This is a genomic window from Capnocytophaga gingivalis (assembly GCF_002302415.1).
In the GTDB taxonomy this organism is placed as follows: Bacteria; Bacteroidota; Bacteroidia; order Flavobacteriales; family Flavobacteriaceae; genus Capnocytophaga; species Capnocytophaga gingivalis.
In genome coordinates this window covers 212,737-239,306 of record NZ_CP022386.1, presented here as the reverse complement: position 1 = coordinate 239,306, position 26,570 = coordinate 212,737, and the positions used below count along the sequence as shown (strand labels likewise).

21 protein-coding genes and 1 tRNA gene are annotated in these 26,570 nt (G+C 39.6%); 8 read left to right on the top strand and 14 right to left on the bottom strand.

Annotation, left to right across the window (positions count from 1 at the left end; all coding sequences use genetic code 11):
- Nucleotides 1-2: 2 nt before the first annotated feature.
- Nucleotides 3-1,193, bottom strand: a complete 1,191-nt coding sequence (gene pncB, locus CGC50_RS01185; RefSeq protein ID WP_095909350.1) for a nicotinate phosphoribosyltransferase — start codon at nucleotides 1,191-1,193, stop codon at nucleotides 3-5.
- 226 nt (nucleotides 1,194-1,419) lie between these two features.
- On the opposite strand from pncB, the gene CGC50_RS01180 reads away from it, so the two are divergent.
- Nucleotides 1,420-1,504: transfer RNA gene (locus tag CGC50_RS01180), tRNA-Ser, on the top strand.
- A gap of 156 nt (nucleotides 1,505-1,660) precedes the next feature.
- Here CGC50_RS01180 and CGC50_RS01175 read toward each other — a convergent pair.
- The 6 genes from CGC50_RS01175 to CGC50_RS01150 all read right to left on the bottom strand — a co-directional run bounded on the left by CGC50_RS01175 (nucleotide 1,661) and on the right by CGC50_RS01150 (nucleotide 10,555).
- The gene (locus tag CGC50_RS01175; RefSeq protein ID WP_095909349.1) at nucleotides 1,661-2,923 is read right to left on the bottom strand and encodes a tetratricopeptide repeat protein; all 1,263 of its coding nucleotides are present in this window, start codon (nucleotides 2,921-2,923) and stop codon (nucleotides 1,661-1,663) included.
- A gap of 34 nt (nucleotides 2,924-2,957) precedes the next feature.
- The gene (gyrA, locus tag CGC50_RS01170) at nucleotides 2,958-5,468 is read right to left on the bottom strand and encodes a DNA gyrase subunit A (RefSeq protein WP_095909348.1); all 2,511 of its coding nucleotides are present in this window, start codon (nucleotides 5,466-5,468) and stop codon (nucleotides 2,958-2,960) included.
- 158 nt (nucleotides 5,469-5,626) lie between these two features.
- A complete protein-coding gene (locus CGC50_RS01165) occupies nucleotides 5,627-6,898 on the bottom strand; it encodes an aspartate kinase (protein ID WP_095909347.1) in 1,272 nt (423 codons plus the stop codon).
- An 81-nt stretch (nucleotides 6,899-6,979) separates the two neighbouring features.
- On the bottom strand, nucleotides 6,980-8,101 hold the full coding sequence (dnaN, locus tag CGC50_RS01160; protein WP_040359841.1) for a DNA polymerase III subunit beta: 1,122 nt from the start codon (nucleotides 8,099-8,101) through the stop codon (nucleotides 6,980-6,982).
- Nucleotides 8,102-8,177: 76 nt separating this feature from the next.
- Nucleotides 8,178-9,839 (bottom strand): gliding motility-associated ABC transporter substrate-binding protein GldG, encoded by a 1,662-nt coding sequence (gldG, locus tag CGC50_RS01155; protein ID WP_095909346.1) that lies wholly within the window; start codon nucleotides 9,837-9,839, stop codon nucleotides 8,178-8,180.
- Nucleotides 9,836-10,555, bottom strand: a complete 720-nt coding sequence (locus CGC50_RS01150; RefSeq protein ID WP_095909345.1) for an ABC transporter permease — start codon at nucleotides 10,553-10,555, stop codon at nucleotides 9,836-9,838. Before CGC50_RS01150 ends, gldG begins: the two co-directional genes overlap by 4 nt.
- 239 nt (nucleotides 10,556-10,794) lie before the next feature.
- Between CGC50_RS01150 and CGC50_RS01145 the strand changes: the two genes are divergently transcribed.
- From CGC50_RS01145 to CGC50_RS01135, 3 genes are read left to right on the top strand one after another with little or no spacing between them, the layout of a single operon-like run.
- Nucleotides 10,795-11,436 (top strand): LolA family protein, encoded by a 642-nt coding sequence (locus CGC50_RS01145; protein ID WP_095911248.1) that lies wholly within the window; start codon nucleotides 10,795-10,797, stop codon nucleotides 11,434-11,436.
- A gap of 27 nt (nucleotides 11,437-11,463) precedes the next feature.
- A complete protein-coding gene (locus CGC50_RS01140; RefSeq protein ID WP_095909344.1) occupies nucleotides 11,464-12,897 on the top strand; it encodes an LptF/LptG family permease in 1,434 nt (477 codons plus the stop codon).
- A 33-nt stretch (nucleotides 12,898-12,930) separates the two neighbouring features.
- Entirely contained in the window at nucleotides 12,931-13,641 is a 711-nt protein-coding gene (locus CGC50_RS01135) for a class I SAM-dependent methyltransferase (protein WP_095909343.1), read from the top strand.
- A 2-nt stretch (nucleotides 13,642-13,643) separates the two neighbouring features.
- Here CGC50_RS01135 and CGC50_RS01130 read toward each other — a convergent pair whose 3' ends face one another.
- The 4 genes from CGC50_RS01130 to CGC50_RS01115 all read right to left on the bottom strand — a co-directional run bounded on the left by CGC50_RS01130 (nucleotide 13,644) and on the right by CGC50_RS01115 (nucleotide 18,167).
- Nucleotides 13,644-14,807, bottom strand: a complete 1,164-nt coding sequence (locus tag CGC50_RS01130; RefSeq protein ID WP_198541617.1) for a THUMP domain-containing class I SAM-dependent RNA methyltransferase — start codon at nucleotides 14,805-14,807, stop codon at nucleotides 13,644-13,646.
- Between the two features lie 22 nt (nucleotides 14,808-14,829).
- Nucleotides 14,830-15,999, bottom strand: coding sequence for a porin (locus CGC50_RS01125; protein WP_095909342.1), 1,170 nt, complete (start codon nucleotides 15,997-15,999; stop codon nucleotides 14,830-14,832).
- Nucleotides 16,000-16,023: 24 nt separating this feature from the next.
- Complete coding sequence (locus CGC50_RS01120) at nucleotides 16,024-17,190, bottom strand: porin (protein ID WP_095909341.1); 1,167 nt, start codon at nucleotides 17,188-17,190, stop codon at nucleotides 16,024-16,026.
- 155 nt (nucleotides 17,191-17,345) lie between these two features.
- Nucleotides 17,346-18,167, bottom strand: a complete 822-nt coding sequence (locus CGC50_RS01115) for a universal stress protein (protein WP_002668122.1) — start codon at nucleotides 18,165-18,167, stop codon at nucleotides 17,346-17,348.
- A 241-nt stretch (nucleotides 18,168-18,408) separates the two neighbouring features.
- On the opposite strand from CGC50_RS01115, the gene CGC50_RS01110 reads away from it, so the two are divergent.
- The 4 genes from CGC50_RS01110 to CGC50_RS01095 are packed head-to-tail and all read left to right on the top strand — an operon-like array spanning nucleotide 18,409 to nucleotide 23,401.
- On the top strand, nucleotides 18,409-19,512 hold the full coding sequence (locus CGC50_RS01110) for a formimidoylglutamase (RefSeq protein WP_095909340.1): 1,104 nt from the start codon (nucleotides 18,409-18,411) through the stop codon (nucleotides 19,510-19,512).
- Between the two features lie 46 nt (nucleotides 19,513-19,558).
- On the top strand, nucleotides 19,559-21,493 hold the full coding sequence (locus tag CGC50_RS01105; RefSeq protein ID WP_095909339.1) for a putative porin: 1,935 nt from the start codon (nucleotides 19,559-19,561) through the stop codon (nucleotides 21,491-21,493).
- Between the two features lie 44 nt (nucleotides 21,494-21,537).
- Nucleotides 21,538-22,218, top strand: a complete 681-nt coding sequence (aat, locus tag CGC50_RS01100; protein WP_095909338.1) for a leucyl/phenylalanyl-tRNA--protein transferase — start codon at nucleotides 21,538-21,540, stop codon at nucleotides 22,216-22,218.
- A gap of 1 nt (nucleotide 22,219) precedes the next feature.
- Entirely contained in the window at nucleotides 22,220-23,401 is a 1,182-nt protein-coding gene (locus CGC50_RS01095; RefSeq protein WP_095909337.1) for an aspartate aminotransferase family protein, read from the top strand.
- 7 nt (nucleotides 23,402-23,408) lie between these two features.
- Here the strand turns inward: CGC50_RS01095 and dnaG are convergent, their stop codons facing one another.
- From dnaG to truA, 3 genes are read right to left on the bottom strand one after another with little or no spacing between them, the layout of a single operon-like run.
- On the bottom strand, nucleotides 23,409-25,376 hold the full coding sequence (gene dnaG / locus CGC50_RS01090) for a DNA primase (protein ID WP_095909336.1): 1,968 nt from the start codon (nucleotides 25,374-25,376) through the stop codon (nucleotides 23,409-23,411).
- A gap of 21 nt (nucleotides 25,377-25,397) precedes the next feature.
- The gene (gloA2, locus tag CGC50_RS01085) at nucleotides 25,398-25,784 is read right to left on the bottom strand and encodes an SMU1112c/YaeR family gloxylase I-like metalloprotein (RefSeq protein WP_095911246.1); all 387 of its coding nucleotides are present in this window, start codon (nucleotides 25,782-25,784) and stop codon (nucleotides 25,398-25,400) included.
- A 43-nt stretch (nucleotides 25,785-25,827) separates the two neighbouring features.
- The gene (gene truA / locus CGC50_RS01080) at nucleotides 25,828-26,550 is read right to left on the bottom strand and encodes a tRNA pseudouridine(38-40) synthase TruA (RefSeq protein ID WP_095911245.1); all 723 of its coding nucleotides are present in this window, start codon (nucleotides 26,548-26,550) and stop codon (nucleotides 25,828-25,830) included.
- Nucleotides 26,551-26,570: the final 20 nt, after the last annotated feature.

The window sequence follows — 26,570 nt, the reverse complement described above, 5'->3', positions numbered from 1 at the left end:
TCTTATGAGTGAATGCGTAATAACTCCTTAGCCAATTCTATCATTCGTGGGTCTCCAGTATGTTTCTTGGGTTCATCCGATAGCTTAACGGTCTTGACCCACTCGTGGTCGGAGGTAAGTACTTCGGTCAGCTTCATGACAATATTCATAGGGCGCAAACCTACATCATTGGTAAGGTTGGTGCCTATTCCAAAGGAGAAGCCTATTTTACCTCGGCAAGCCTTGGTGATGGCCTCTACCTTTTCAGGAGTGAGTCCATCAGAGAAAATGATATATTTGGAAAGGGGGTTGATGCCAAACTTCTTATAGTGCTCTATGGTCTTATTGGCAAATTCTATAGGATCTCCACTATCGTGGCGAACGCCATCGAAGAGCTTGGCGAACTTAGTGTCGAATTGTTTGAAGAAGACGTCCGTAGTGTAAGTATCAGATAGAGCTACTCCTAAGTCTCCTCTGTAGACATCCACCCAATGCTCTAAGGACATTGCATTGGACATTTTGAAGCCATATTCGGCGGCATGGAACATGAACCATTCGTGGGCGTGGGTACCAATAGGTTTTACTTGGTACTTCATAGCAAAGTGTACATTGCTACTTCCGGAAAAGTTGTGTCTGTGTGATTTGGTTAGAGTACGCATCACTACATCGTGTACATGATACGAATGCCTTCTTCGCGTGCCGAACTCAGCAAAAATAACATCCAAGGATTCATAATCATGTATCTTGTGGGAGGTCACCTCCTCTATCTTCTGATCGTCCCAAGCTACTGCATGAGTGAGCTTATAGTAGAGCTCACTGATAGTTGCCAAAAGAGGAACTTCCCAGAGAATAGTCCTATACCAATATCCCTCTACACTTACTTTAAGCTCAGTTCCTTCCTGTGAAATATGCACTTCAGAAGGGTCATACCTATATCCTTCCAAAAAGTCAATATAAGCAGGATTCAGGTAAGGACAAGAGGCTTTTAAGAATTTTTTTTCTTCCTTAGAGAGTTTTAGCTGGCTCATATGATTGACCGCTTCTTGCATGGCTTTGGCAAAACCCTCGGGAAACTCATGCCCTCCTCGATTGATAAACTCATACCGCCCTTTTACTGCAGGAAAAAGTTTTACTACTGCACACTGCATGGTGAACTTGTAGAAATCATTATCTAAAATAGAATTGAATATAGTGAAAAAGTCTGTTACTCCCATAATTGTCAATTATTTTTTACTTTTAAAACCATACAAAGTTAAGCATTTATTTTTGAATAAAAAAACATTTTCCTAAAATATTTTTTCTATACATTTGTAATATGTTGAAAATCAATTTAATAAATAAAATAGTAAAAAAATCATGCAAAAAAGTAAGATTTTTCTTTGTAGTGTATAGAAAATGTTGTATCTTTGCACCCGAATTCAACAACAGGTTGGTTCATTTGGAGAAATGGCAGAGCGGTCGAATGCGGCGGTCTTGAAAACCGTTGAGGGTAACACCTCCGGGGGTTCGAATCCCTCTTTCTCCGCATAGTGCATAATGTTTAGTAACAAAAAGAGGTTGTCCAAAAAGCAATCTCTTTTTTTATTGCCTTAGGATAGGCTAAGCTACTTAGTACTCCCTAAAAATAAAACAGCCTGAGAGGATTCTCTTCTCAGGCTGTATAGTTTTAGTAAAGCTTATTTTACTTTTTATCAAGGATATTTTTAATTCTCTTATAGTTTTCTATATCATTGATAGCTAAGTATATATTTTTGAGATTTTCTAAAACTTCCTTGTTAGGATTTTTAGCATTGTTCTTGACATACTCATTGAGGGATTCAGCTGCTAATCTGAATAGATTGTCTTTGTTGTCCTTCAGCTCATTGTATCGCTTGATGTCTTCTGCTGTATTTCCAAGAGCATTCATTTGGTCTACTAAGCCATTGGCTTCTTCGGTATAAGTGAAAGCGTAGTTCAGTGCAGCATCGGCATTATCAGGAGCCAATTTGAGTGTTTTTTGGAAAAATTTTCTTGCCTCAGCAGGTTTTCCCTGTTGTAGACTCATCACCCCGATATTATATTGTACATAAGGATTCTCAGGCTGAAGGTCAGCAGCTTCTCTCATAAGAGATTCGAACTTAGCATGATCTCCTAATTGGTAGTGTACATTGGCCTCCTGTATGATTAGTTCAGGATCCTTAGGGTAGTTCTTACGAGCAAAAGCAAAAGCCTTGAGTGCTTCTTCTTTGTTGCCTTGTTCTACATATAGGTAAGCAATCTTACGGATAATTTCTCCTTTTTTAGAAGGTACTTTCTCTTGAGATGGATTGGTGTAGTTCCCTGTCTTCATCTTCATATCACGAGTGTTCTTATCTACCGATTTTTCTACCAATCCTGTCTCTTTGTTTTTAGCTGTATAGAGTGTTTCTGCACCATCATATTTAAGGTCTTTTAGCTCTAAGAAAAACTGTAGAGCCATCTCGTTTTCTTTTGCTTGAGTAGCATATTCTGCTGCATTGTATAGGAATAGGGTATCCTTAGGGCTAAAACGATATACCTGTTCAAAGGCAATAGCTGCATTCTTGAAGTCGTTCTTTTGGTAGTATTCTTGCCCTTTATCTGCAGCCAAACGAGCTACATTAGCTGTTAGGCTTTCTAATTCAGCAGGAGTCTTTTTCTCTATCTTTCTTGCTTCAGCCAAAGCCTCGGATGCCTCTTTGAGAGAAGTAGCTACATTTTTTCCAGCAAGCGCTTTTTTGATTCCTAATTCTCCCTTTAAGTAATAGTACTCTGCAGTGCTTTTTTTAGTAGAGAGAGCAACTCTTTTGTTGCTTTCTAATAGGCGTTCTGCTTCTGAGAAATTATCCTTTTCAATGGCTTTCTTTATCTCTTTAAGCTCTTTCTTCTGAGCAAAAGAAGTAGCCACCAAAAGTGATGATGCTATTAATAAAACACTTTTTTTCATTGTAACTTAATTTTTATATTTAACTTATAATTATTTATTCTTCTGTTGGGTTTTCTATCTCTTCGGTAGTATTTTCATCTTCATCTTCTTTCATAACCTTTGCTACTGCCGCAATAGAGTCATTTCCTTTGATATTGATAAGGCGTACTCCTTGAGTAGCACGTCCCATCACACGGAGTCCACTTACAGGGAGGCGAATAGCCATACCCGACTTATTGATAATCATCAGATCGTCTTCTTCCAAAACTGACTTGATCGCAACCAGATTACCAGTTTTCTCTGTGATAGAAATAGTCTTGACTCCTTTTCCTCCACGGTTGGTAATACGATATACCGCTTCTCCTGTCTCTGGTTCATCGATAAAGGTACGCTTACCATAACCATTCTCGGAAACTACCAATACGGTTTCTTCCAAAGGATTTTCTATGGCAATCATTCCGATTACCTCATCTTTGTCACTATCCAAAGAGATACCTCGTACTCCAGAGCCACTACGCCCTACAGCTCTCACCTTGTCCTCTGGGAAGCGAATAGCCTTTCCAGACTTGACAGCTAGCATGATTTGGCTGTTGCCTGAGGTAAGACGTGCTTCTAATAGCTCATCATCTTCTTTGATAGTGATGGCAACGATACCATTCTGGCGTGGACGTGAATATTGTTCTAAGCTGGTTTTCTTAATAATCCCTTTTTTAGTAGCCATGATGACATAGTGACTATTGGTATAGTCTTTTTCCTTGAGGTCATGGGTACAGATGACTGCCTTAACAAGGTCATCGGGTTCGATATTGATAAGGTTCTGTATGGCGCGTCCTTTGGTATTTTTACCTCCTTCTGGAATCTCATACACCCTGAGCCAAAAACACTTACCTTTCTCTGTAAAGAACAGCATATACTGGTGGTTGGTACCTATGAACAGATGCTCTATGAAGTCCTTATCACGAGTAGCAGAGGCTTTTTGTCCTACACCACCACGTGCTTGGGTTTTGTATTCATTGACAGAAGTACGCTTTATGTAACCTGCGTTGGAAATGGTAATAACCACTTGCTCATCAGGGATAATATCCTCAATGGAGATATCACCCCCTGCATATTCTATGACAGAACGACGTTCGTCTCCATATTTGGATTTTATTTCCAAGAGTTCTTCTTTGATAATCTCGGTACGGCGTTCTTTGCGAGCAAGGATATCTTCCAAATCAATAATTTGTGCTAATAATTGCTCATATTCTTCTTTGGTTTGAAGGATTAATAGCTTATTGATACGACGTAGCTGTAAGGCTAAGATAGCTTCAGCTTGTATTTCGGTAAGCTCAAACTCGGTCATCAAATCCTCTTTGGGCTTGTCATGAAAACGGATGATTTCAATAGCTTTGCCCATAGTGTCTTCTGTGGCCATCACCTTCATGAACCCTTCCAAGATATGGATACGTTCTTTGGCTTTTTTGAGTTCGTACTCAGTACGTCTGTATACTACATCGTGGCGATGTTCTACAAAGTGATATATTAAGTCCTTGAGGTTCAGCTGCTGAGGGCGTCCATTGACCAAGGCGATATTATTGACACTGAAGGAGGATTGTAATGCTGTGTGTTTGAAGAGGTTATTCAGCACTACGTTGGGAATAGCATCTTTTTTGAGTTCATATACGATGCGCATTCCTCCTTTACCTGTTTGATCTACGATGTCAGCTAGACCTTCGAGTTTGCCTTCTTTGACAAGGTTTGAAGTCTGTTCACGCATCGTCTCTGGGTTCACTTGATAGGGAACTTCAGTTACGACAATACAGTCACGACCATTAACTTCTTCAAAATGAGCCTTGGCGCGGATTACTACACGTCCACGTCCGGCCTTGAAGGCTTCTCTTACTCCATCATAGCCATAGATGATTCCACCTGTAGGGAAGTCAGGAGCCTTGATATATTCCATAAGTTCATCGATGGTAATATCTTGATTTTCAAGATAAGCAATTATACCATCAACTACTTCAGCAAGATTATGAGGTGGCATATTAGTAGCCATACCTACAGCAATACCCGAAGACCCATTCACCAGTAGGTTAGGGATACGGGTAGGCAATACAGTAGGTTCGAGTAGGGTATCGTCAAAGTTCAGACTGTGATCTACTGTTTCTTTCTCGATATCTATCAGCATATCCTCGGCCATTTTTCTCATTCTCGCCTCGGTATAACGCATAGCTGCCGGAGAGTCTCCATCGATAGAACCAAAGTTACCTTGCCCATCTACAAGCATATAGCGCATGTTCCACCATTGTGCCATACGTACCATTGTGTCATATACGGAAAAATCGCCGTGTGGATGGTACTTACCGAGTACTTCCCCTACGATACGGGCTGATTTCTTATGAGCGGTGTTGCTACGTACGCCAAGCTCGTGCATTCCAAAGAGTACACGACGATGTACAGGCTTCAGCCCATCGCGTACATCGGGCAAAGCTCTTGAGACAATCACTGACATTGAATAGTCAATGTAGGCTGTCTTCATCTGGTCTTCTATGTTAATAGGAATGAGTTTTTCTCCTTCAACCATTGTAAAATTTACTTTTTATTTCAAGGTGCTAATTTACGACCTTTTTTTGATATGAAAAAATAAAAACAAGAAAATAATGCTAAAAATAAATTTTTAACATTATTTTACAATTTATAAAACGAATTATCTAATCTACTCTCCTGATGCGGACTTTGCCCCTATAGGATGAGGGTTTCATCACGGACAATCTTCTGTTGGGTGTTTTGGGCAAACTGTTCTAAGAGTATTTCTTTGTCCTGCCCTAAGAAGTCAAAACTATCTTGCTGGGCATGGCGTACGGTGTATAGGACTACATTCTCAGTACAACTGACCTTGAAGCGCTTACTTAGATCTTCCAATAGGAAGGAAAGATTTTTATACTTGTCTTCTATACACAGGTTGAAACTAATAGCTGAGTTTTGTAACAGACTTACTTTGATCTGATAAGTAGCTAAAAGATTGAAAATAAAACTGATATTCTCTTCTGCGATAAAAGAAAAATCCAAGGAGGAGAGCGATAGTAAGTGCTGGTACTGCTTGCGAATGTAGCAAGGAATCTTAGGAGATAGCTCCTTGACATTGCATACAGAACTCCCTGCTTGCTCAGGGTGTAGGAACGAACGCACATTCAGCGGAATATCCAACCTTTGGAGAGGTTGTAGGGTTTTGGGATGAATTACAGAAGCCCCATAGAAGGCCAGTTCTATAGCTTCCTGATAGGGAATTTTCTCCAATAGCTGGGTCTGTGAAAAGTATCTCGGATCGGCATTGAGCACTCCTGCCACATCCTTCCAGATAGTGACATTTTCTCCCTTGAGGCAATAGGCAAAGATAGCTGCAGAATAATCAGATCCTTCTCTTCCTAAGGTTGTGGTGAAATAGTTGGGGTCACTGCCTATGAATCCTTGGGTGACATACATCAGTGAAGGGTTGATGCTCTCTCGAATGCTACGTTCTGTCTCTTGCCAATCCACTTCTCCTTCTTGGTAATTACTATTGGTTTTTACTAGGTTACGCGCATCAAGCCAAGTGTTACGTATGCCCTTGTCATTGAGGTAATGGCTGATGATCTGAGTGGAGATTAGCTCTCCGAAGCTTACAATTTGGTCATATACAAAGCTATATTTAGGAGATTTGTTTCTCTCCAAAAAAGAGGAAATCTCTCCAAAAAGCCCGTCTATTTTCCAGTAAATAGGGTGATTTTTGTTTTCAAAAAGTGTGTTGATGATTTGGTAATGGAAATCCTTTACTTTGTCAATACTTTGAGCAAGACCTTCCTGATTCTGTTGGAAATAATTTTCTACGACTTCCTCTAAAGCATTGGTAGTCTTTCCCATGGCGGAGATGACAATAAGTATATCTTTTCTTGGGTTCTTTTCAAGAATGGATGCCACATTGCGGATACTATCGGCATCTTTTACAGAAGCGCCTCCAAATTTGTATATCTGCATAAAAAAAGAATTATAATAATTAGGAATAAGGACAAAAAAAGCTATCTTACAAAGACAGCTTTTGATGATAAGAGTGTGCTATTATGCATTGGAAAGCATAGTAGGCATCACGAGCATGTATATTTTTTCACCTTCATCCAATCCGTCGGCAGGAGTTAGGATTCCAGGTCGGTTGGAGTAGGACATTTCTAAAAGAATTTCATCGGAAGAGAGATTGCTTAGCATTTCTATAAAAAACTTAGAATTGAATCCTATTTCCATATCATCTCCTTCATAATTACAAGGAATTGTCTCATTAGCTCTATTGTTGTACTCTATATCTTCAGCAAAGATTTGTAGAGAGTTCCCAACAATTTTGATACGCATCTGATGTGTTGCCTTGCTGGCAAAGTTAGAAATACGTTTGGTAGAGTTTAGAATTAGGTTTCTGTTGACAATCAGTTTGTTAGGATTTTCCTTAGGGATTACCGCTTCATAGTTAGGGTAAGTACCATCAATCAAGCGACATACATAATCCAACTGGTCAAAGGAGAACTTCGCATTGCTTTCGTTGTATTCGATAGTTACTTGTGTCTCACTGCCTGCCAAAATTCCTTTTAGCAAGTTCAATGGTTTTTTAGGAATTACGAAAGCGGCAGGTTGGTCTGATTTGATATCCTGACGCTCATATTTTACCAATTTATGTGCATCTGTAGCCGCAAAAATAAGTCCTTCCTCAGTAAAATTGAAGAATACCCCATTCATAATAGGGCGAAGATCGTCATTTCCTGTAGCAAAGAAGGTACTTTGTATAGCAGTAGCCAAGATATCCCCCATAAGGGTCACCTGTGAGGCGTTCTCTATCTCCACTACCGAAGGAAATTCATTGCTGTCCAAATAGGCAAGAGTATACTTACCATTGTTAGAAACTATATCAATGGTATTGTTATCATTGATAATAAAAGTAAGTGCTTGTTCAGAAAAAGTCTTAAGAGTATCAATCAAGATTTTGTAAGGAACAGCAATACTGATACTGTCAGTACTTTCTACCTCTATCACACCCTTGATTGTTGTCTCTAAGTCAGAGGCTGATACAACTAATTTGTTTTCGGATAATTCAAAGAGAAAATTTTCCAAAATGGGCATAGTGTTATTACTATTAATAACCCCGCCTATGATTTGGAGCTTTTTCAACAAATACGAACTCGATACTATAAATCTCATGATGGTTGTTTGCGTTAGTAAAAATATGTGCAAAGGTATTTCAAAAAAAGCAAACTATAAAATTTTTCACGAAATATTAAGAAAAATGTTTCCTATACCAAAATCTCAATCCTATTCCTATAACACTGAGTAGTACGAGAGGAACGATGAAAGCTATTAGTTTCCAATAAGTTATTTCCTTTTCTAACGTTTTTTTGTTCAAAAAAGGGAGGGTTACTTTCTTATTTCTCAGTTGCAGAAATGCGGTATCGTCCAAGAGGTAATTGACACAATTCTGCAAGAAAGCCTTATTGTCAAAGAACTGATTTGTCCACTTGTCATATCCCAATTCTATGGGTTCTCCCTGTTGGACATCATTACGGATAATATCGCCATCGGAGACCACAATCATTTTAGTAGGAACACTCTCATCCTTTTCCTTGAGCTGTGGAATGGGTTTTACCCTATTTTTGTAGACAGAAGTGAAACTCCCTTCCAAGAGTACTGCTACAGGGAAATTTCCTTTGTCATATCCTTGGGTAGTTTTCTCGGGAAAGTCCAAGACAATTTCTTTAGGGGTTCCTTCTTGTTTGGATAGGGGAGAGGAACTCAAGAGTACCTGTTTTTTGATGCCATTGCTTAGGGTATCTATACTGCTGACAAATTGCATACGAATACCATCTAAGTTTTTGTTGATCAAGTGATTATTACTCGATAGTATCATAGGAGAATATACCCAAGGAATAGGGGTATATTGGGTCTGGCTTCCACTACCTTGTGCTACAACGATTTGGGTAAAGTACCAATCATTGATCAGGTCATAGTTCAAGCGAACTCCATACTTGAAGAGTATATCTGTCAGGTTTAGATCTTGTGGCATGGCCATGGTATGTCCTTGTTGCCTGAAGATATCTTCCATGGAGGCAATTACAGGATCCAATAACCAAAGTACACGCCCACCATTCATGATATATTGGTCAAGGACTTGCTTTTGTTCATCAGTGAATCTCTCTGTAGGTTTGGCGATAATACACAAGTTGAAGTCAGATAGTTGCTTGAGAGTCTTCTCCGGCGAGGTAGCCACAGAGTCCAAGACAAAAGGAGCTATGTGGTAGTAGTCTTGCTCAAAACGAAGAAAGTCAGCGATTTGTATATCTGGTAGGGTACCATTACTTCGGATAATAGCTATTTTTTTCTGCTTTTCTAAGAGTATCTTGTACAGAGCATCGGAGAAGGCATATTCCAGATTTTGTACGGAGAATTGTACTTTCTCTTGAGAAGATGCCCCTAATTTGTTGCGCAGTAGGGAAACGCGTTCTTGCTTGTCTCCTTGTGTGAGAATTGCCCATGGTAGGATATATTCCTCGGAGGTTTTTCCTTGTGAAGAAGAGGTAATCATAAGAGGAGTGAAGCCCTCCATACTTAGCTTTTGTAACTGCTCATCCGGATTTTTTCCTTCCAAAGGGTTGAGAAATTCAAAATGGATATTCTTATTTTTTGCCTTGTATTCCTCTAATAGTTGTAATGTTTCTACCTGCAAGCGCTTGTATTCTACAGGAATATTCCCTTTGAGTAATACCTTTATATTCACTGGGGTTTTCACTTGCGAAAGTACTTGTAGGGTAGTAGGGGAGAGGGTATAGCGCTTGTCCGCAGTGAGGTCAAATCTCTTATAGAGAATTTGACTCAAAAAGAGCACTGCTGCCAAGACAATCACCACTAAAGAAAGAGAAAGAGTATATTTTTTTAGGGATTTCATTTTTTTTCAGCTTGTAAAAAGAGTTGGGTTACATATAAGAAAAACAAGGTTATACAGAGAAAATATAGAATATTTCTCGTGTCAATCACTCCTCGACTGATATCTTCAAAATGTGCCTTGAAACCTACTGAGAAAAGTAAGTTGTCACTGAAGAGGGTTATGATCTCGTCCAATCCAAAAAAGAGGAAAAAATTAAGAAAAGTAGCAATTACAAAAGCAATAATCTGGCTTTGGCTTAGGGCAGAGGATAGCATCCCCACGGCCACAAAAGTAGCTCCTAATAAGAAAAGGGCTATATAAGACCCTATGGTACTGGCCATATCCATATTGCCTTTGGGTATACCTAATTGCCATACCATATATACATAGATACCTGAAAAAAGTAACAGGACGAAGATGAAAAAAAGTACAGAAAGGTATTTGGCAAGTACAATCTTCCAAGTGGAAATAGGATAGGTAAAGAGCAAGGGAAGCATCCCACTGCGCTTCTCCTCGGAGATAATACGCATGGTTAGCGCTGGGGTAAGAAAAACAAATATCCATGCTGAGAGCAGAAAAAAGGGTTGCAGGGAGGCAAACCCACTCTCAAAGATATTATAATCTCCTGAGAGAATCCATAGAAATAGATTGTTGAAAAGCAAAAAGGCAGCTATCACAACATAGCCTATGGAAGAGGTGAAAAAATATCGAATTTCTTTTTTGAATAAAGCCTTCATTCTTGAAAATGAGTTAACGAAATTTGGGTCAAAAGTACAACTATTTTTTTTCCTGACAAAGATTTTTCTATTTTTTGATATAATGACTTTTTTATAGGAAGAAATACCCGAAGAATGGTCTTACAAAAAAGTTTTTTACAAAATTCATATATTTAGTGAGTGATAAAGAGTAATTTGGCATAATTATTGCATACCAGAGCACTTGTAAATCAAGAAATATAATTAAATATACAATGGAAATGAAAAAAATCTTTTTATTTATTTTTGCTTTTACAATATCTTTTTCTCAAGCACAGAATGCTGATAAGGCAAAAGCTTACTTAGATGAGGTATATAAAAAAGTGACTTCATATAAGAATATCTATATAGATTTTCGCTATTCGTTCGAGAACTCCAAAGAACGTATCAAACAGGATACTCGGGGAAATGTAACCCTCAGTGGGGAAAAGTATTTACTGAACTATATGGGAGTGACCAAAATCTTTGATGGGAAAAAAATATATACTATCATTCCTGAAAACGAAGAGGTTACCATAGAGGGAGCTGAGAATAAGGATGAGCAAATGATCATGCCTTCTCAGATGCTGACTTTTTACAAAAAGGATTTTTCCTATAAGTGGGATATAGTACAGCAGGTCAAAGGACGTAAGATCCAGTATATAGAGCTTAAGCCTACCAAACAGGCCTCTGATATCAAGCTTATTCTTTTAGGAATAGATACCACTACTAAGCACATTTATAACCTTATCCAGATAGGGAAAAATGAAGCAAAAACGACTATTACCATCAATGAGTTCAAAACTAATCAGCCTCTGAGTGGTAATGAGTTTATTTTCAATGAAGCTAAATACAAAAAATTAGGTTACTATATCAACAAATAGTCCTATTATAGAAAAATTCTATCTTACATGAAGATATTAGACCGCTACATATTATCCCGTTTTATTTTTAACTTCATCAGTTCTTTCCTTATCATCATGGTGATTTTCATCTTCCAGACGATATGGCTCTATGTGGATGAACTGGTGGGGCGAGGGCTGAGTTTTCTTGTGGTGATAAAATTTATCGCCTTGATGTTACCCAACCTCATTCCGCTAATTCTTCCTCTTACGGTGGTACTTTCTTCTATCATGACCTTAGGTGCCTTTGGGGAGAGTTATGAGTTGGCTGCTATGAAGGCCTCTGGGGTATCTTTGCTCAAGGCTACCCGTATGCTGATTCTTTTCATGGTGCTTCTCAGTATAGGGGTTTTCTTTACTTTCAACAATCTACAACCTTGGTCTAATAGGAAGTTTGTAGCCCTTAGGGATAGTATCAAGAACAAACAACCTTCGCTGGCCATCAGTCAGGGAATCTTTAACAATGTACAGGATTTTTCTATCAAAGTAGCTAAGAAAACAGGGGAGAATGAACAATATTTACACGATATTGTTATCCATAAAGTAGGGATAAACGGGGATACTCGTACGGTCATAAAAGCTAAAAATGGAGAACTCTCAGGACATAAAAAAGGTTCGGATGTACTGCAACTGATTCTCAAAGATGGGTCCTATTATGAAGATGTATATAATGATAAAAGTGATATCACTTTTCCTTTTGTTAAGGCCAAGTTTGAAACTCATGTTCTCAATATAGATATTAGTGCTCTCAATGCCGATATTACTTATGATGAGAATGCAGAGAGGGATTATTATAAGACAATGAATATCAGTCAACTCTCTCATGCTCTGGATTCTATTGTACAGAACTACCAACAAGAAACTAAGGATTTTGGGGAAAACTTTTATCGCCGAACAGGAATTGCTTATATAGCTGAAAAACCAGAAAAAGAAGTCATTCCCTCAGCTCCTATCACGGATATGCAGCAACTAAAAGAGGCTTATAAAACTAAAGGAAGCCTACCTCAGCTATATAGCTTAGCTAAGGATAATATTACTTCGCTGGTCAATAGTTTGGATAATAACAAGGATAATGTAGAATATCAGCAAAAGCTCATCAATGTATATCGTCTTACTCTAAGTGATAAGATAGCTTTGGCAATCACTTGTTTTGTACTTTTCTTTGTAGCAGCTCCTCTGGGAGCTATCATAAGGAAAGGAGGGATAGGTATGCCCTTGGTAGTGGCCATAGGCTTGTTTTTATCTTACTATTTTTCAGGGTTATTGACTAAAAATATGGCAACTAATGGGAATATAAACCCTTATATAGCCCCTTGGGTGCCTACTTTCTTCTTGTTGCCTTTGGGGGTATACCTTACTATTCTTGTCAATGAGGACAAGCCTATAGGTAATATCGCTGGATTATTCCATTGGATTAAGCAAAAGGTTTTCAGAAAAAGTTAGCTATTATTTCACCAACTAATCACGTTACTGACTATGCTTGATTTATTAGGCCGTTCCTTATTAGATTATCAAAACGGAGATCGATCTTCGGATGTATATGTACAAACAAATATTTCCCATAGAGAGTATCTCTCTCGAGCTCATTTTTTTCGTTCTTTCTCTCAGATGATTCCTATAGAGCAACAAGCACTTACTCTTTCTCAAGGTCGTACTTTGGATGTGGGAGCAGGTACAGGCTCTCATGTGCTATACTTACAAGAGAAGGGAATAGAAGCAATAGCTTTAGATATCTCTCCTTCGGCCATTGAGATATGTAAGCAAAGAGGGGTGAGGGTGGCTATCTGCTGTGATATATTGCAGTATGAGGGACAAGCTGATACTATCCTGATGCTAATGAATGGCATTGGATTATGTCAGAAACTTTCTCTTTTGGATACATATTTGCAAAAATTAAAGACACTACTAACTCCTGACGGACAAATATTGCTGACCTCTACTGATATTATCTATATGTTCGACCAAGACGAGGATGGTAGTTACTTAGTACCTGTCTTTGAGGATACGGATTACTATGGGGAGCTCACCTATACTATTACTTATAAGGGGGAGAAGGAGTCCTTCCCTTGGCTTTTTATAGATTATAATACCTTGCAAAATGCCGCTCATCACAACGGACTTCTCTGTGAACTTATCGCCGAAGGAGAGGCCTATAACTATCTAGCTCGCCTTAGGCGGGAGGCATAACCTTATTGGTTAAGATTATGCTTCGCCTTTTTACTTCCTTCATAGATAGAATAATTCACCAAGCGACTCTCTAACTTCCCATTGAATAGTTTTATCTTGTGCGAAGGGCGTAGCCCTACATGCTTGAGAGCCTCTAAGTTAGAGGTGATAAACCAAGCTTCTGTATTAGGATAGTGTTGCTTGAGGGTGTTGCCTATTTGACTGTAAAATAGTTGAGGGTTGATCTCAAGACGCTCTCCATAAGGCGGGTTGAAAGCCATGAATAGAGAAGTTTCTTTCTCCTTTTTTGTTTTGAAGAAATCCTGTTGGCTTACTGTTATATATTCTGTAAGTCGAGCATTTTTTATATTTTCTTTGGCTTTAGTAACAGCGGAAGGGGCCTTGTCGTATCCATATAAGTGATAGTTGAACTCTTTGGCCTTGGCGAGGGAACTGTCAAAGATAGTTTCAAAAAGGTCTACATCATAGTCTGCCCACTTCTCAAAGGCAAATTCTTTTCGGTGGAGTGAAGCTGGTATATTACAAGCTATCATAGCAGCTTCTATAAGGAAGGTTCCACTACCACACATAGGATCTAAGAAATCACTCTGTCCTTTCCAACCACTCAGCAATAAGATGCCAGCAGCCAATACTTCATTGATAGGAGCAATATTGGTTTGGGTACGATACCCTCTGTGGTGAAGTGAAGCACCAGAGGTATCCAAGGATACAATCACTTGGTTATCACTTTGTATATGTATAAATAACTGCATATCAGGATGTAGTGTATCTACATTGGGGCGTTTCCCGGTGGTAGCTCTTAGTTTATCTACTATAGCATCTTTGGCTCTGAGGGTCATATATTGGGAATGATGAAACAGATCAGTGGCCAAAGTAACTTCTACAGCAAAGGTCTGGGTAGGGGAGAGCAGCTGCTCCCAATCATACTGATAGAGCTTTTGATAATAATCCTTTTCATTACGTACACGGAACGAATGGATGGGCTTGAGTATCTTCAGGGCTGTACGTAAGCATAAGTTAGCTTTGTACATGAAGCCTTTATCTCCTGAGAAGGAGACACTACGTACTCCTTTTTGTATCTGGGTGGCACCCAAGATCTGTAGCTCTTTTTCTAAAATCTCTTCAAAGCCAAAGAAAGTCTTGGCTACCATAGGGAAATTTTCCATAAAATATAGGGTATTTGCAATTTTATCTTTTAAATATAGGTAGAGTATAGTAGGCGCCAATAGCTATGCGATGTAGCTGCTCATTATCCTTCCTTAGGGCTTGGTCATAGTGAAGGGTATTGCCTACATAGGCCACATAGAATCGTAAGTCTTGGCTCAGTAGGGGAGCATATTGACCTGCTAAGAAATAGATATAGTTGGTACGTAGGGATTCACTTAGTTCTTTTCGGCTTCCTGTAGTCTCTATTCCTATCTTGGTGGTAGCACTCCATCTGTCAGTGATTTGGTAATCATAGCGAGAGACGGCACATTTGTAGACTATATTCTTATGCATGAGGTATGCTTCTTTTGCGAGGCCTTTGTGAATACTTAACAATTTTGATGAGGTTAGTCCAAAATCGGCTCCCATGTACGAATATACCAAATCCAAATAGGCAGTATGTTTGCCTATTTGTAGCTTGTTACCTAAGGAAACAGAATGGGTATAGTATCCTTTGGCAAACTGGGACAGGTTATAGGAATACTTGGTCTTGAATTTTCCATCCCATAGAGAGCTATTCCAATACAAATACCCTCCTATAGGTGCTTTGGAAGCAGTAAACCCTTCGGTGGTGAAGAGGTTATTTTCCAAATGCTTAGCAAAAGACTCATTTAGGGTATTGTGGAGTTGTATTCCTACTTTGTGCTGGGGGGTAAGCTGATAGGAAAGTTGTAGGCCAGCCAAGAATATATTGGCATAGACTCCGTTGAGGTAGTCGGTAAAGATGTATTCGTATAGTGGGTTGATATCCTGTTCGAAGGAGCCCATAACCGAAAGTTGTTTCCCTATTGTGGCCTCCCAGCGATGCTCCTGATCAAAACGATAGGTTATATATGCATAATCTAACGCATCGGAAGCATTGTCCTGAGAAGTCGGAGAAAAGGCTTTGTTCAATCGAAAACGTACTCTATAGGAGAGGAACTCATTGTAGTCTCCTTGCACATTGATCCGAGCATTGTCTATCTTGAAATGAGAACCTGAGAGAGCTTCTTGACTATGATAATCAGAGATAGCTCCTCCTCTGAAATAAAGTTCTACATTAAGTTTTTTTGCAGAAAGAGACTCAGAGAGACTGTCTTTCTCCTCTTTTGCAAACAAAACCTGTCCTAAGAGGAATAGAAGAAAGAACAGGTTTCTTATTTTCTTTGTCATGATAGTGTATTATACTAATTTCTATTATTTCTTATAAAGGGGTAGGGTATAGGCCATTCCTAAGGCAATACGATGGAGTTGTTCTAATGGGATATTGAGTTCTTTTTTATAATCAATAGTATTGCCTATATAAGCCACATAGAAGCGGAAATCTTCTGTCCTAAAGGGCTCATATTGCCCTGCACAAGAGTAGATATAATTGGTACGATGGTGTTCACTTAGGATATTTTGATTGCCAGAGAACTCTACTCCTACCTTGGCTGCTATACTCCAATGATCCGTGAATTGATATTGGTAACGAGAGATGAGTCCCTTGTATACCATATTCTTGCGCATGGTATAGTTCGCAGGGACTACCTGTTCGAATTGGTTTAGGGTTTTGGAGCCCAAAAGGGCATAATCAGCTCCCATATGTGAGTATATAAGGTCTAAGTATGCTGAGTGATTTCCTATTGTCAGTTGATTGCCTAAGGAAATAGAATGGGTGTAATATCCTTGGACAAATTGGGAGAAGTCATAAGAGTAATAGGTGTGAAGTTTGTTCTCGAAGAAAGTTCCCATCCAGTATAGATAAACTCCCAAAGGAGTCTTTGAGGCCTTGAAATCTCCAGGAACAAACCCATTATTGGCAAGGTGTGTGCCAAAGGATTCATTCAGAGTATTGTGCCCTTGTATACCTATCTGATGTCGGTTATTGATTCTGTACCCTGCTTGCAGCACAGTTACAAAACCATTGACAACATAGTTCAGATGGTCTGAGAAGATATATTCATATAAGGGGTTGATATCCAATTCGTAAGAACCTATCATGCCATAGGCTCTTCCTATACGCATTTCCCATTGATGCTCTTTTCCAAAGGTATAGGTAAGAAAAGCAAAATCCAATCCTACAGAGGCGTTGTCTGAAGAAGTAGGAGTGAAAGGGCGATTCAGGCGCATACGTATGCGATAGGATAGGTTATCATCATAGGAGCCTTGTAGGTTGAGCCGAGCATCTTCTATACGAAAAGCGGCCGATGAAGGTATATGAGTGTGTTTCTCCGCACTGAAATTACTATTGATATAGAAGTTGAATAATAGTTTTTGAGCAGACGAAGGAGCGGAAAGTGTATCTGTCTCTTCTGTGTGGGAGACTCGTGCAAAGCTAAAAAAACTAACTAAAAAAAATATAAATAATAAGTACTTCCTCATAAGGAAAATTAAAAAATATAAAAACAAACTGCCTTACGAGGCTGTCCGATGTTTTTCAGTCCCATTATAGGAGTTATTCATTTACTAAAAATCAGGATACTTCGAACAGCCCCATAGAGCAGTCCCCTAAAAAATTAAAAAAACGAAACCAAAAATTATAGTTTGATAGTGAGTACCGGCTTTTGAGAATGGTTCACTATATCTTCACTAATACTTCCATTGAACAGATGCATAAGCACACTCTGTCGTGCAGGGAACATACAGATCAGGTCACTCTGATGATCTTCAGCAAAATGGATAATACCTTCTTCTATAGAGAAATCACTGTACATATGGATATTATGGGATAGTATTTCCTTGTGTTCGGTAGAAAAACTGTCAATGAGTACTTTTATCTCTCTGCTTGAATTGAAGTGGTAAGGAGTATTAATATATACAAAATCAATCTTAGCGCCTAATACTTGGGCAAAAGATATTGCTTTCTGGAAAGCATCTATGTATTTCTGAGAGAAATCACAGGCGAAAACAATCTTTTTCACCTCATTGATATTTGTCTTGTCCTTAATCACTAAAACAGGTACAGAAGAAGTGCGAACGATTTTCTCGGCATTAGATCCTAAGAAAAGTTCCTTAGATCCAGTAGCTCCTGTGGAGCCCATGACGATAAAATCAATGGATTCTTTTTCCAAAAGGGTTTTTACGGAATTGGTAAGAGTGCTGGTTTCTACCACAGTCTTCACTTCTACTCCTTTGGCTTGGAGCTCTAAGGAGAGCTTCTTTACATTATTCGAAGCCTCTCTCATGAAGAAGAGTTCTTCAGGAAGTACAGAAGTAGATTCTGTAACGAATCGCTGGGGTAGCTCTACACAATGTAATAGAAAAATGGTAGCTCCATTCTTCTTGGCCAAATCTACAGCCACATCTACCGCATAGATAGAATGTTCCGAAAAATCAGTGGGTACGAGAATGTTTTTCATGATAATAACAGTTTTATATTAGACAATCTTTGAATTATTTTACGCCGTAAAATTACGTTTTTATTTCACAAAAAACAAATTTCGCTCACACTTTTTTTCTAAATAATAAAAAAATAAATATTAATAAATATAAAAATAAAAGATGATAACTCACAAATTATCCCAATTTTGTTAGAGTGCCGCTTTTAATATGTATTTTTGCACAAGATTTAATCTCTATTAATTAGTAATTTTTATACACGTGTTAGATTTTTTATACCCTATAGAGGATTTCTTTACTCAAAAAAACTATATTCCACAAACCATTGGCGGTAGAATACTTAAGCATACCCGCAAGGAAGGATTGCCCTCATTGGAAGGGGTACAAATCGCTGTTTTTTCTCTCTCTAATAGTGAGAATATACTCAAAAATTCTTTTAGAGAGTATTTCTACAGTCTTTATTATGGAAATTGGGATCTTGTGTTGGCTGATTTGGGCAATATCCCCGAGGGAACTACACAAGAGGATACTTTTATAGCTATTCGCGAGACGGTTTCCTTTCTGATGAAACAGGGTATTATTCCTGTCTTCTTAGCCTCAGGGGTGGAGAATACTTATGCACTTTATCGTGCCTTTGACTCCATGGAGCAAATGGTCAATCTCGCTTGTGTGAGCCCACTTTTTGGTTTTGGGGATGAGTATGAAATCTTCTCAGAGGATAGTTATATGAGCCGTATCCTGATGGAGACGCCTACACATCTGAACCACTTTTCCAACATAGGTTATCAAACTTACTACAACCCTCAGGAATCTAAGGACTTATTGGATAAAATGTTTTTCGAGAGCTATCGCTTGGGAGAAATTACTTCTTATATGGAGCAGGTAGAGCCTATCTTGCGCAATACAGACTTGGTAAGTATCGATATGGCTGGAGTACAGGCCGCAGATATTGATATGTCTCAAGGGTATGTCAATGGTTTCTCGGCACGTGAGATCTGTGCCATTAGTCGCTATGCAGGGCTTAGCTCTCAGACAGCTGTACTGGGGCTATTCAATGTACCTACTTCTGTCAGGGGTCGCATGCTTATAGGTGAGGTGATCTGGTACTTTATCGAAGGGGTTAATTACCGTATCAAGGAGTTCCCTACTATAGAGGATAAGAATTACACCAAGCATATCGTTCTCTTGGATGATTTTACCATTGAGTTCTATAAAAGTAACCGCACTGGTCGCTGGTGGATACTCCCCAGTGAGGCTTCCAAAGGAGCATTTATGCTGCCTTGTACAGAAAGAGATTATCAAAAAGCGCTCGAGGGAACTATCCCTCTTCGCTGGTGGAATCTTCATCAAAGATCTCTTAGCTAATAAGCGTAATAACAGACAATTATCAAAAAATAGAAGAACTAAAAGTATGCTCAGAAAACTGCTTTTTTTCCTATCTTTTTTCTTCTCAATAGGCCTTTTTGCTCAAGATAGTATTAGCTTTAAGTCTATAAGACCTAAGCCTAAGAAAAAGGATAGTATTACCCTCACTTCCCGAGATTATAAGCGTATTTCCATTTTCAGAGATACCACAGCGGTGGATACCACTCTTACGCTTAAGGCTATGTACCGACAGAATCCTATCAGAAGGGATATGTTCGCTTATGTGCCTTTTCAGAATATGGGACAGACTTATACATCGCTAGCCTATGATTATAGAAGTGTAGGGATTTCTCCTGATTTTGGTATGAGGGGGAATCGTTTCTATTTTTCTCAGGCACAGCAGATTCCTTATTTCTATCTGCCTACACCTATGATTGAGTTTTCCTTTAAGTCTGGTATCTCTCAAGGACAGATGTTGCAGTCTTTTTTCTCAGCCAATCTTACCCCTGAGTTTAATCTCTTTATTCGTTACAATGCTTTGCGTTCGCTGGGGGATTATAAGAATATTCTTTCTTCTGTGGGGAGCTTTTCAGCGGGATTCTCTTATTATTCAAAGAATAAAAAATACTTGGCTATGACACATTATGCCAATGAGGAAGTGAATCGTCAGGAGAATGGGGGCTTACTCTATCCAGAACAGTTTGGCCAAGGGGATGACCAATTCCGCAATCGTGCTAGGTTAGATGTTGCTCTATCGGGGGTCAATTCAGAGGAAAACCTAAAGCGCTATTTCTTACAACATCAGTATAATTTTTTGCCTGCTTCTCATCGGGAAGGTGGCTCGGAAATATTGCTCAAACACCAAGTAGAATACCAGAGTAGAAACTATTATCACTCTCAGTCGGAGATGGCCTCCAATGGGGTCTTAGGACAGAGTTTTACTCTAAAGAGTCTTCGGGATAAGCACTCACTTAGGGAGCTAACGAATCGCTTAGGAGCAGAGCTCTCTCTACCTTATTTAGGGAAGACTTTTCTCTATGGGAAATCTTATTTCTACAATTATTTTGCTAAGGGAATTTTCGTAGATAACAATGGAAACTTTATTCCTCACCAGATAAAGAATACGGATTATGGTATAGGGGTACAGTGGAAGAAGAATTATAAGGGATTTGCTATCAATGCTCAAGGAGAGCAAATGATCTTAGGAAAGCTCTTAGGTACAGAGATAGCAGGAGATCTTTCTTATACTTTTGATGAGAAAAACAAGGTGATTGCTGGGGTGAATGTCACTTCTAAGATGCCTAATTTCAATTTTTTGCTTTACCAAAGCGATTATAAGAATTATAATTGGTATCACTTAGATGATTTTTCTAAGGAAAATATTCAAACTATCTATGGATCGGCTTATACACAATGGGGAAATCTCTCTTTGGATATTACCAATATCAATAATTACACTTATTTCCAGCTACAGCCGGCTTCCTCTGGGGAGAAAAACCAGTCCAAGCCAGCGCAGTATACTGGAAATATTCAGTACTTGAAGCTCGTAGGGGAAAGAGAATTCCGCTTGGGTAAGTGGGGATTGGAGAATACTCTGATGTATCAACAGGTATTGCAGGACAATGCTAATGTGTTCAATGTCCCTTCGCTAACCACTCGCAATACTTTGTACTTTACTACCTTTATGTTCAAAAAGGCAATGTTCCTCCAGACAGGGTTTACTTTCAAGTATTTTACTAACTATTATGCTTATGAGTATAACCCTCTCTTGGCGGACTTTCAGCTACAAACTCAGGAGAAAATAGGAAATTATTCAGTGACTGATTTTTTCCTCAATGCCAAAGTAAGGACTATGCGTATTTTTTTCACTGTAGAGCACCTCGAGGCACTACTGGGAAAATATAATTATTACGCTGCACCCAACCAACCTTATCGCGATTGGAAAGTACGATTGGGTATTATATGGTATTTCTTCAAATAGGAATATTACTTTTTTATTTTATTTTTTTACAACTTAATTTTTCAATGTATTTAGTAACCCAAAATCTTTATTTTCCTCCAGTAGAAGAAGCTGACAAAACAGGGATACTTGCCCTAGGGGGCGATTTGTCTGTCCCAAGACTGCTCTTGGCCTACAGAAGTGGAATCTTTCCTTGGTATAATGAGGATGAACCTATCATATGGTGGGCACCGCCTAAGCGTATGGTGGTCTACCCCGAACATTATAGTATGCATAAAAGTATGCGCAATGTATTCAACCAACACAAATATACAGTAACTTTTAACAAGGCTTTCCAGCAGGTGATAATCGCTTGTAAGGATATCTATCGTAAGGACCAGCAGGGTACTTGGATTACCCAAGAAATTATCGATGCTTACACTCGTTTGTACGAATTAGGGTTGGCTCGTTCGGTAGAGGTTTGGAAGGACGACCAGCTTGTAGGAGGACTCTATGGAGTAGATATAGGCAATGGCATCTTCTGTGGAGAAAGTATGTTCACCAAGTCTTCCAACGCAAGCAAGGTGGCCTTCTATACGCTCTTGCAGGAGCTCAAGGAAAAAAACTACCTGCTCTTGGACTGTCAGGTATACAATGACCACTTAGCCAGTTTGGGGGCTTTCGAAATCCCTCGGGCAGAGTTTATGCAGATCTTATTGAAAGGAAATATCTCACTGAGAGTAAAAAAATTGAAACAGACAAAATAGTATGAAAGAAGATTTTTTACAATACCAAGCCCCTACCTCTCTATATCCTTTGGGATTGGAGGTTGCTCGTGCAGAAGGATCTTACATTTACGACACTCAGGGCAAGGCTTATTTGGACTTAGTTGCAGGTGTATCGGCGTGTACCTTAGGGCATTGTCATCCCAGGGTAGTCAAGGCTATACAGGAACAAGCAGCCAAGTATATGCATGTGATGGTTTATGGGGAGTATGCCCAGTCTCCAGCTGTGGAGTATTGCAAGCTCTTGGCCGAAAATCTTCCTAAGCCACTGGAAACTACTTATTTGGTCAATTCTGGTACGGAGGCGATTGAGGGAAGTATCAAGCTGGCTAAGCGTGCTACAGGCCGCTCTCAGATTATTGCCGCACGCAAGGCCTATCATGGCAATACACAGGGGTCACTGAGTATCATGGACTATGAGCTGCGCAAACAGCCTTTTCGTCCTTTGATACCTGATGTGGCTTGGATTGAATTCAATAATGAGGCAGAGCTACAGAAGATTACCCACCGTACAGCGGGGGTTGTACTGGAAACTATACAAGGAGGAGCAGGCTTTATCACTCCAGAGAATGACTATTTGGCAAAGGTAAAAAAGCGCTGTGAGGAGGTTGGGGCACTGCTTATCTTGGATGAGATACAACCAGGATTTGGACGTACTGGTACACTCTTTGGGTTCCAAAACTACAATGTAGTCCCCGATATCATTGCCATTGGCAAAGGAATGGCCAGTGGTTTGCCTTGTGGAGCTTTTGTGGCTTCTTATGAGCTGATGCACCTTTTGGCAGATAAGCCTAAGATGTCGCATATCACTACCTTTGGCGGTAATCCAGTGGTGGCAGCGGCTTCCTTGGCCACTCTTAGGGAACTACTCTCTACAGACCTTATGGCACAGATTCTGGAGAAGGAGCAGCTCTTCCGCAAGCTCTTGAGACATCCTAAGATAAAAGCTGTCCATGGCAAGGGGCTCATGCTGGCAGCCATTATGGAAGATGAAGATTTGGCCAATCATGTAATTCTCTATGCTCATGAGCATGGGTGTATATTCTTTTGGTTGCTTTTTGAACTCAGAGCAGTGAGAATCTCTCCTCCTTTGACCATTAGCTATGAGGAGATAGAAAAGGCTTGTGCTATGATTATAGAGGCTATTGAGTGTTATCAAAAATAACCTTTTTTTATAGATTCCAACCTAATTTTTTTCCTATAATAATTTTTAAGCTATTGTAGGTAACTACCTCTTGCAATTCCTCCATAGGATCTTCTCCTTGGGATTCTATGGAGGCTACTTTTTCACGAAGTTCTTCTATTTTTTTATTGATGAGCATCTTGCGGAAGTTCAGTATAAGCGAATTGATAGCCACAGCCAAGTCCTCTTCTATGCTTTTGACAACCACATCTTTTCTGCCCCAGTTGTGCAAACGTATTTTTTCTTCTTCCGCTTGGAAGGTCGCTACCAATGAGGCCATCTGTGGGGAAAGTTCGTGGACGATCTTCGAAAAATCTTCCAATCCTTCTTGGTATTTTCGGATGAAAAAGTCGTAAAACTCCTTGAACTCAGGTGTGGTAAGCTCTATCTCATCGGCTTGCAACTCCAAAAAGAGCTTTTCATATACCTTCATCCTTTGGGAGAGCTCTTGGTTTTTTTCTTCCCCTGTTTCCTTGTCATAATACAAGAAATTTTCATAGAAAACACATTCCTTAGTACCATAGAGTAGAAGATACTTGATTAATTCCCTTTCCAAGACCATGATAGGGGAGACTCTTTCTACGGGTTGTACTGGGGCTAAGGCTGTTTCTTTCTTTGCTTTCTTGAGCTCTTGTTGTGCTTTGATAAGCTCTCGTTGGTTGATTTGTGAAAGCGAAGCAAAGAGTACATCCTCCGAAATTTCCATGATCTGAGCACACTCTCTTACATAGATTTCGCTCTTGATAGGGTCAGTGATCTTCGAGATACTCTCTATCATATCGCGAATGGTATCGGCGCGCTTTAGAGGGTCATCCTTGGTTTCGGACATGAGCAAGGAAGCCTTAAAGCGGATAAAGTCCTGAGTGTTTGTTTTAAAATATTCTTGGATCTCTTCCAAAGAATTGCTTTTGGCAAAGCTATCGGGGTCTTCTCCTTCGGGAAAGGTACAGATACGAACATTCATTCCTTCGGCAAGGATCATATCCACACCTCGAATAGCGGCTCTAAGACCTGCCGAATCTCCATCGTAGAGTATGGTGATATTTTGGGTAAGGCGGCGGATAAGCCGTATCTGTTCTTGGGTGAGGGCTGTACCACTGGAGGCCACTACATTCTTAATACCTCGTTGGTAGAGCTGTATCACATCGGTATACCCTTCTACTAAGTAGCAACTGTCTTCCTTGGCGATAAAAGGCTTAGCTTGGAAGATACCATATAGTATCTGGCTCTTATGGTAGATATCACTCTCTGGAGAGTTCAGGTATTTAGCTTCCTTTTGTTTTTCCTTGGAGAGGATACGCCCACCGAAACCCAATACACGTCCGCTCATGGAGAGAATGGGGAACATCACTCGCCCTCTGAAGCGGTCTATTTTACGATTATCTTCCTTTACAATTGTCAGCCCTGTTTTTTCTAAATGGCTCAGATTCATCCCTTTTTCTAGGGCTTCATCGGTGAAGGCACTCCAGCTATCGGGAGAGTAGCCCAGTTGGAAAACCTCAATCATCTCTGGGGTAAAACCACGTTCCTTGAAGTAAGTTCCTCCTATGGCCTTGCCCTCTTCGGATTCTAAAAGAGTCTTATGGAAATAGTCACGAGCATATTCACTGACAAAGTACAATCCTTCTTTTTCATTGGCTTTGCTTTTCTCTTCCTCACTTTGCTGGGTCTCTTCTAATTCTATATTGTATTTTTTGGCCAAATAACGGATGGCCTCCACATAGGAAAAATGTTCGTGTTCCATAAGAAAAGCAATAGCATTCCCTCCCTTTCCGCTACTGAAGTCCTTCCAAATCTGTTTGGCTGGGGATACGGAAAAGCTCGGGGTACGCTCATTGGTGAAGGGGCTTAGGCCTTTGTATCCAGAACCTGAACGCTTGAGCTGGATAAAATCGCCTATGACTTCTTCTACACGAATGGCATCATATACTTTGTCTATGCTTTCTTTGGTAATCACTTAATTGATTGTTTATTTATTCTATATTTCATATAATTCTATCGGAAAGCTATCGGGATCTTCCAAAAAGGTAAAGCGCTTACCGGTGTACTCATCGGTGCGAATAGGCTCACACACGACCCCTTGACTTTCCAAGTAAGTAATGGACGTTTCTAAATCCTTAACGGCCAATGCCAGATGCCTTCCTCCACAAGCCTCAGGATGGCTCAGACGCTTAGGCGGGGTAGGGAAGGAGAACAATTCCAAGATATACTCTCCGTTGAGACACAAATCCAATTTGTAGGATTGCCTCTCTGCTCTATAATGTTCTGCCTGTACCGTAAAAGGTAAGATTTCTGTGTAGAAATACTTAGATTTCTCATAATTACTACAGATAATCGCTATATGATGTATTTTTTCTATTTCCATTTTAGACTTTAATAAGGGAGCATTAATCATTGAGGATTAATCATTAATAAATGATCTCTTCCAAGAACAGCGCATGTCCAGGTACGGAATAGCCTGCTTTAGAACGGTTTTTGCTCAGAAGAATCTGTTGAAGGTCTTTCAAAGATAACCTTCCTCGCCCGATCTCTATCATTGTTCCAACAATAGCACGAACCATGTTGCGTAGAAACCTATCCGCAGTAATCCTGAAAATAAGCAAGTTCCCTTCCTTCCGCCAATAAGCTTCCTTTAGCTGACAGTTATAGGTCTTTACATCGGTATTTACTTTCGAAAAACATTGAAAGTCTGTATGTTGTAATAGTATTTCGCCTGCCTTATTCATCAGGGAGAGATCCAGAGGGAAATGTATATAGTAACTCTGTTCATATAGAAAAGGATTTTTCTCAAGAGCTATGAAATACTGATAGGTACGAGAGCAGGCATCAAACCGCGCATGTGCATCGTTCTTGACTGGAAATATCTGCTTTATGGCAATTTCCTTAGGCAGAAAGGAATTGAGTTTTTCCACTAAGCGATCAGGTAGGGGAGAATCACTATCGAAATGGGCATAATAATCCCTAGCGTGTACTCCCGTATCGGTACGTCCTGCTCCTACCAGAGCTATTTCTTTTTTGAGAAGCATGGACATAGCTTCCTCTAATTCCTCCTGTACAGAAGGGGAATGGGGCTGCCGCTGCCAGCCACAGTAGTTTTTTCCGTTATAGGATAGTTGTATGAAATAACGCACGAGTCTGTCTATATAGTTTG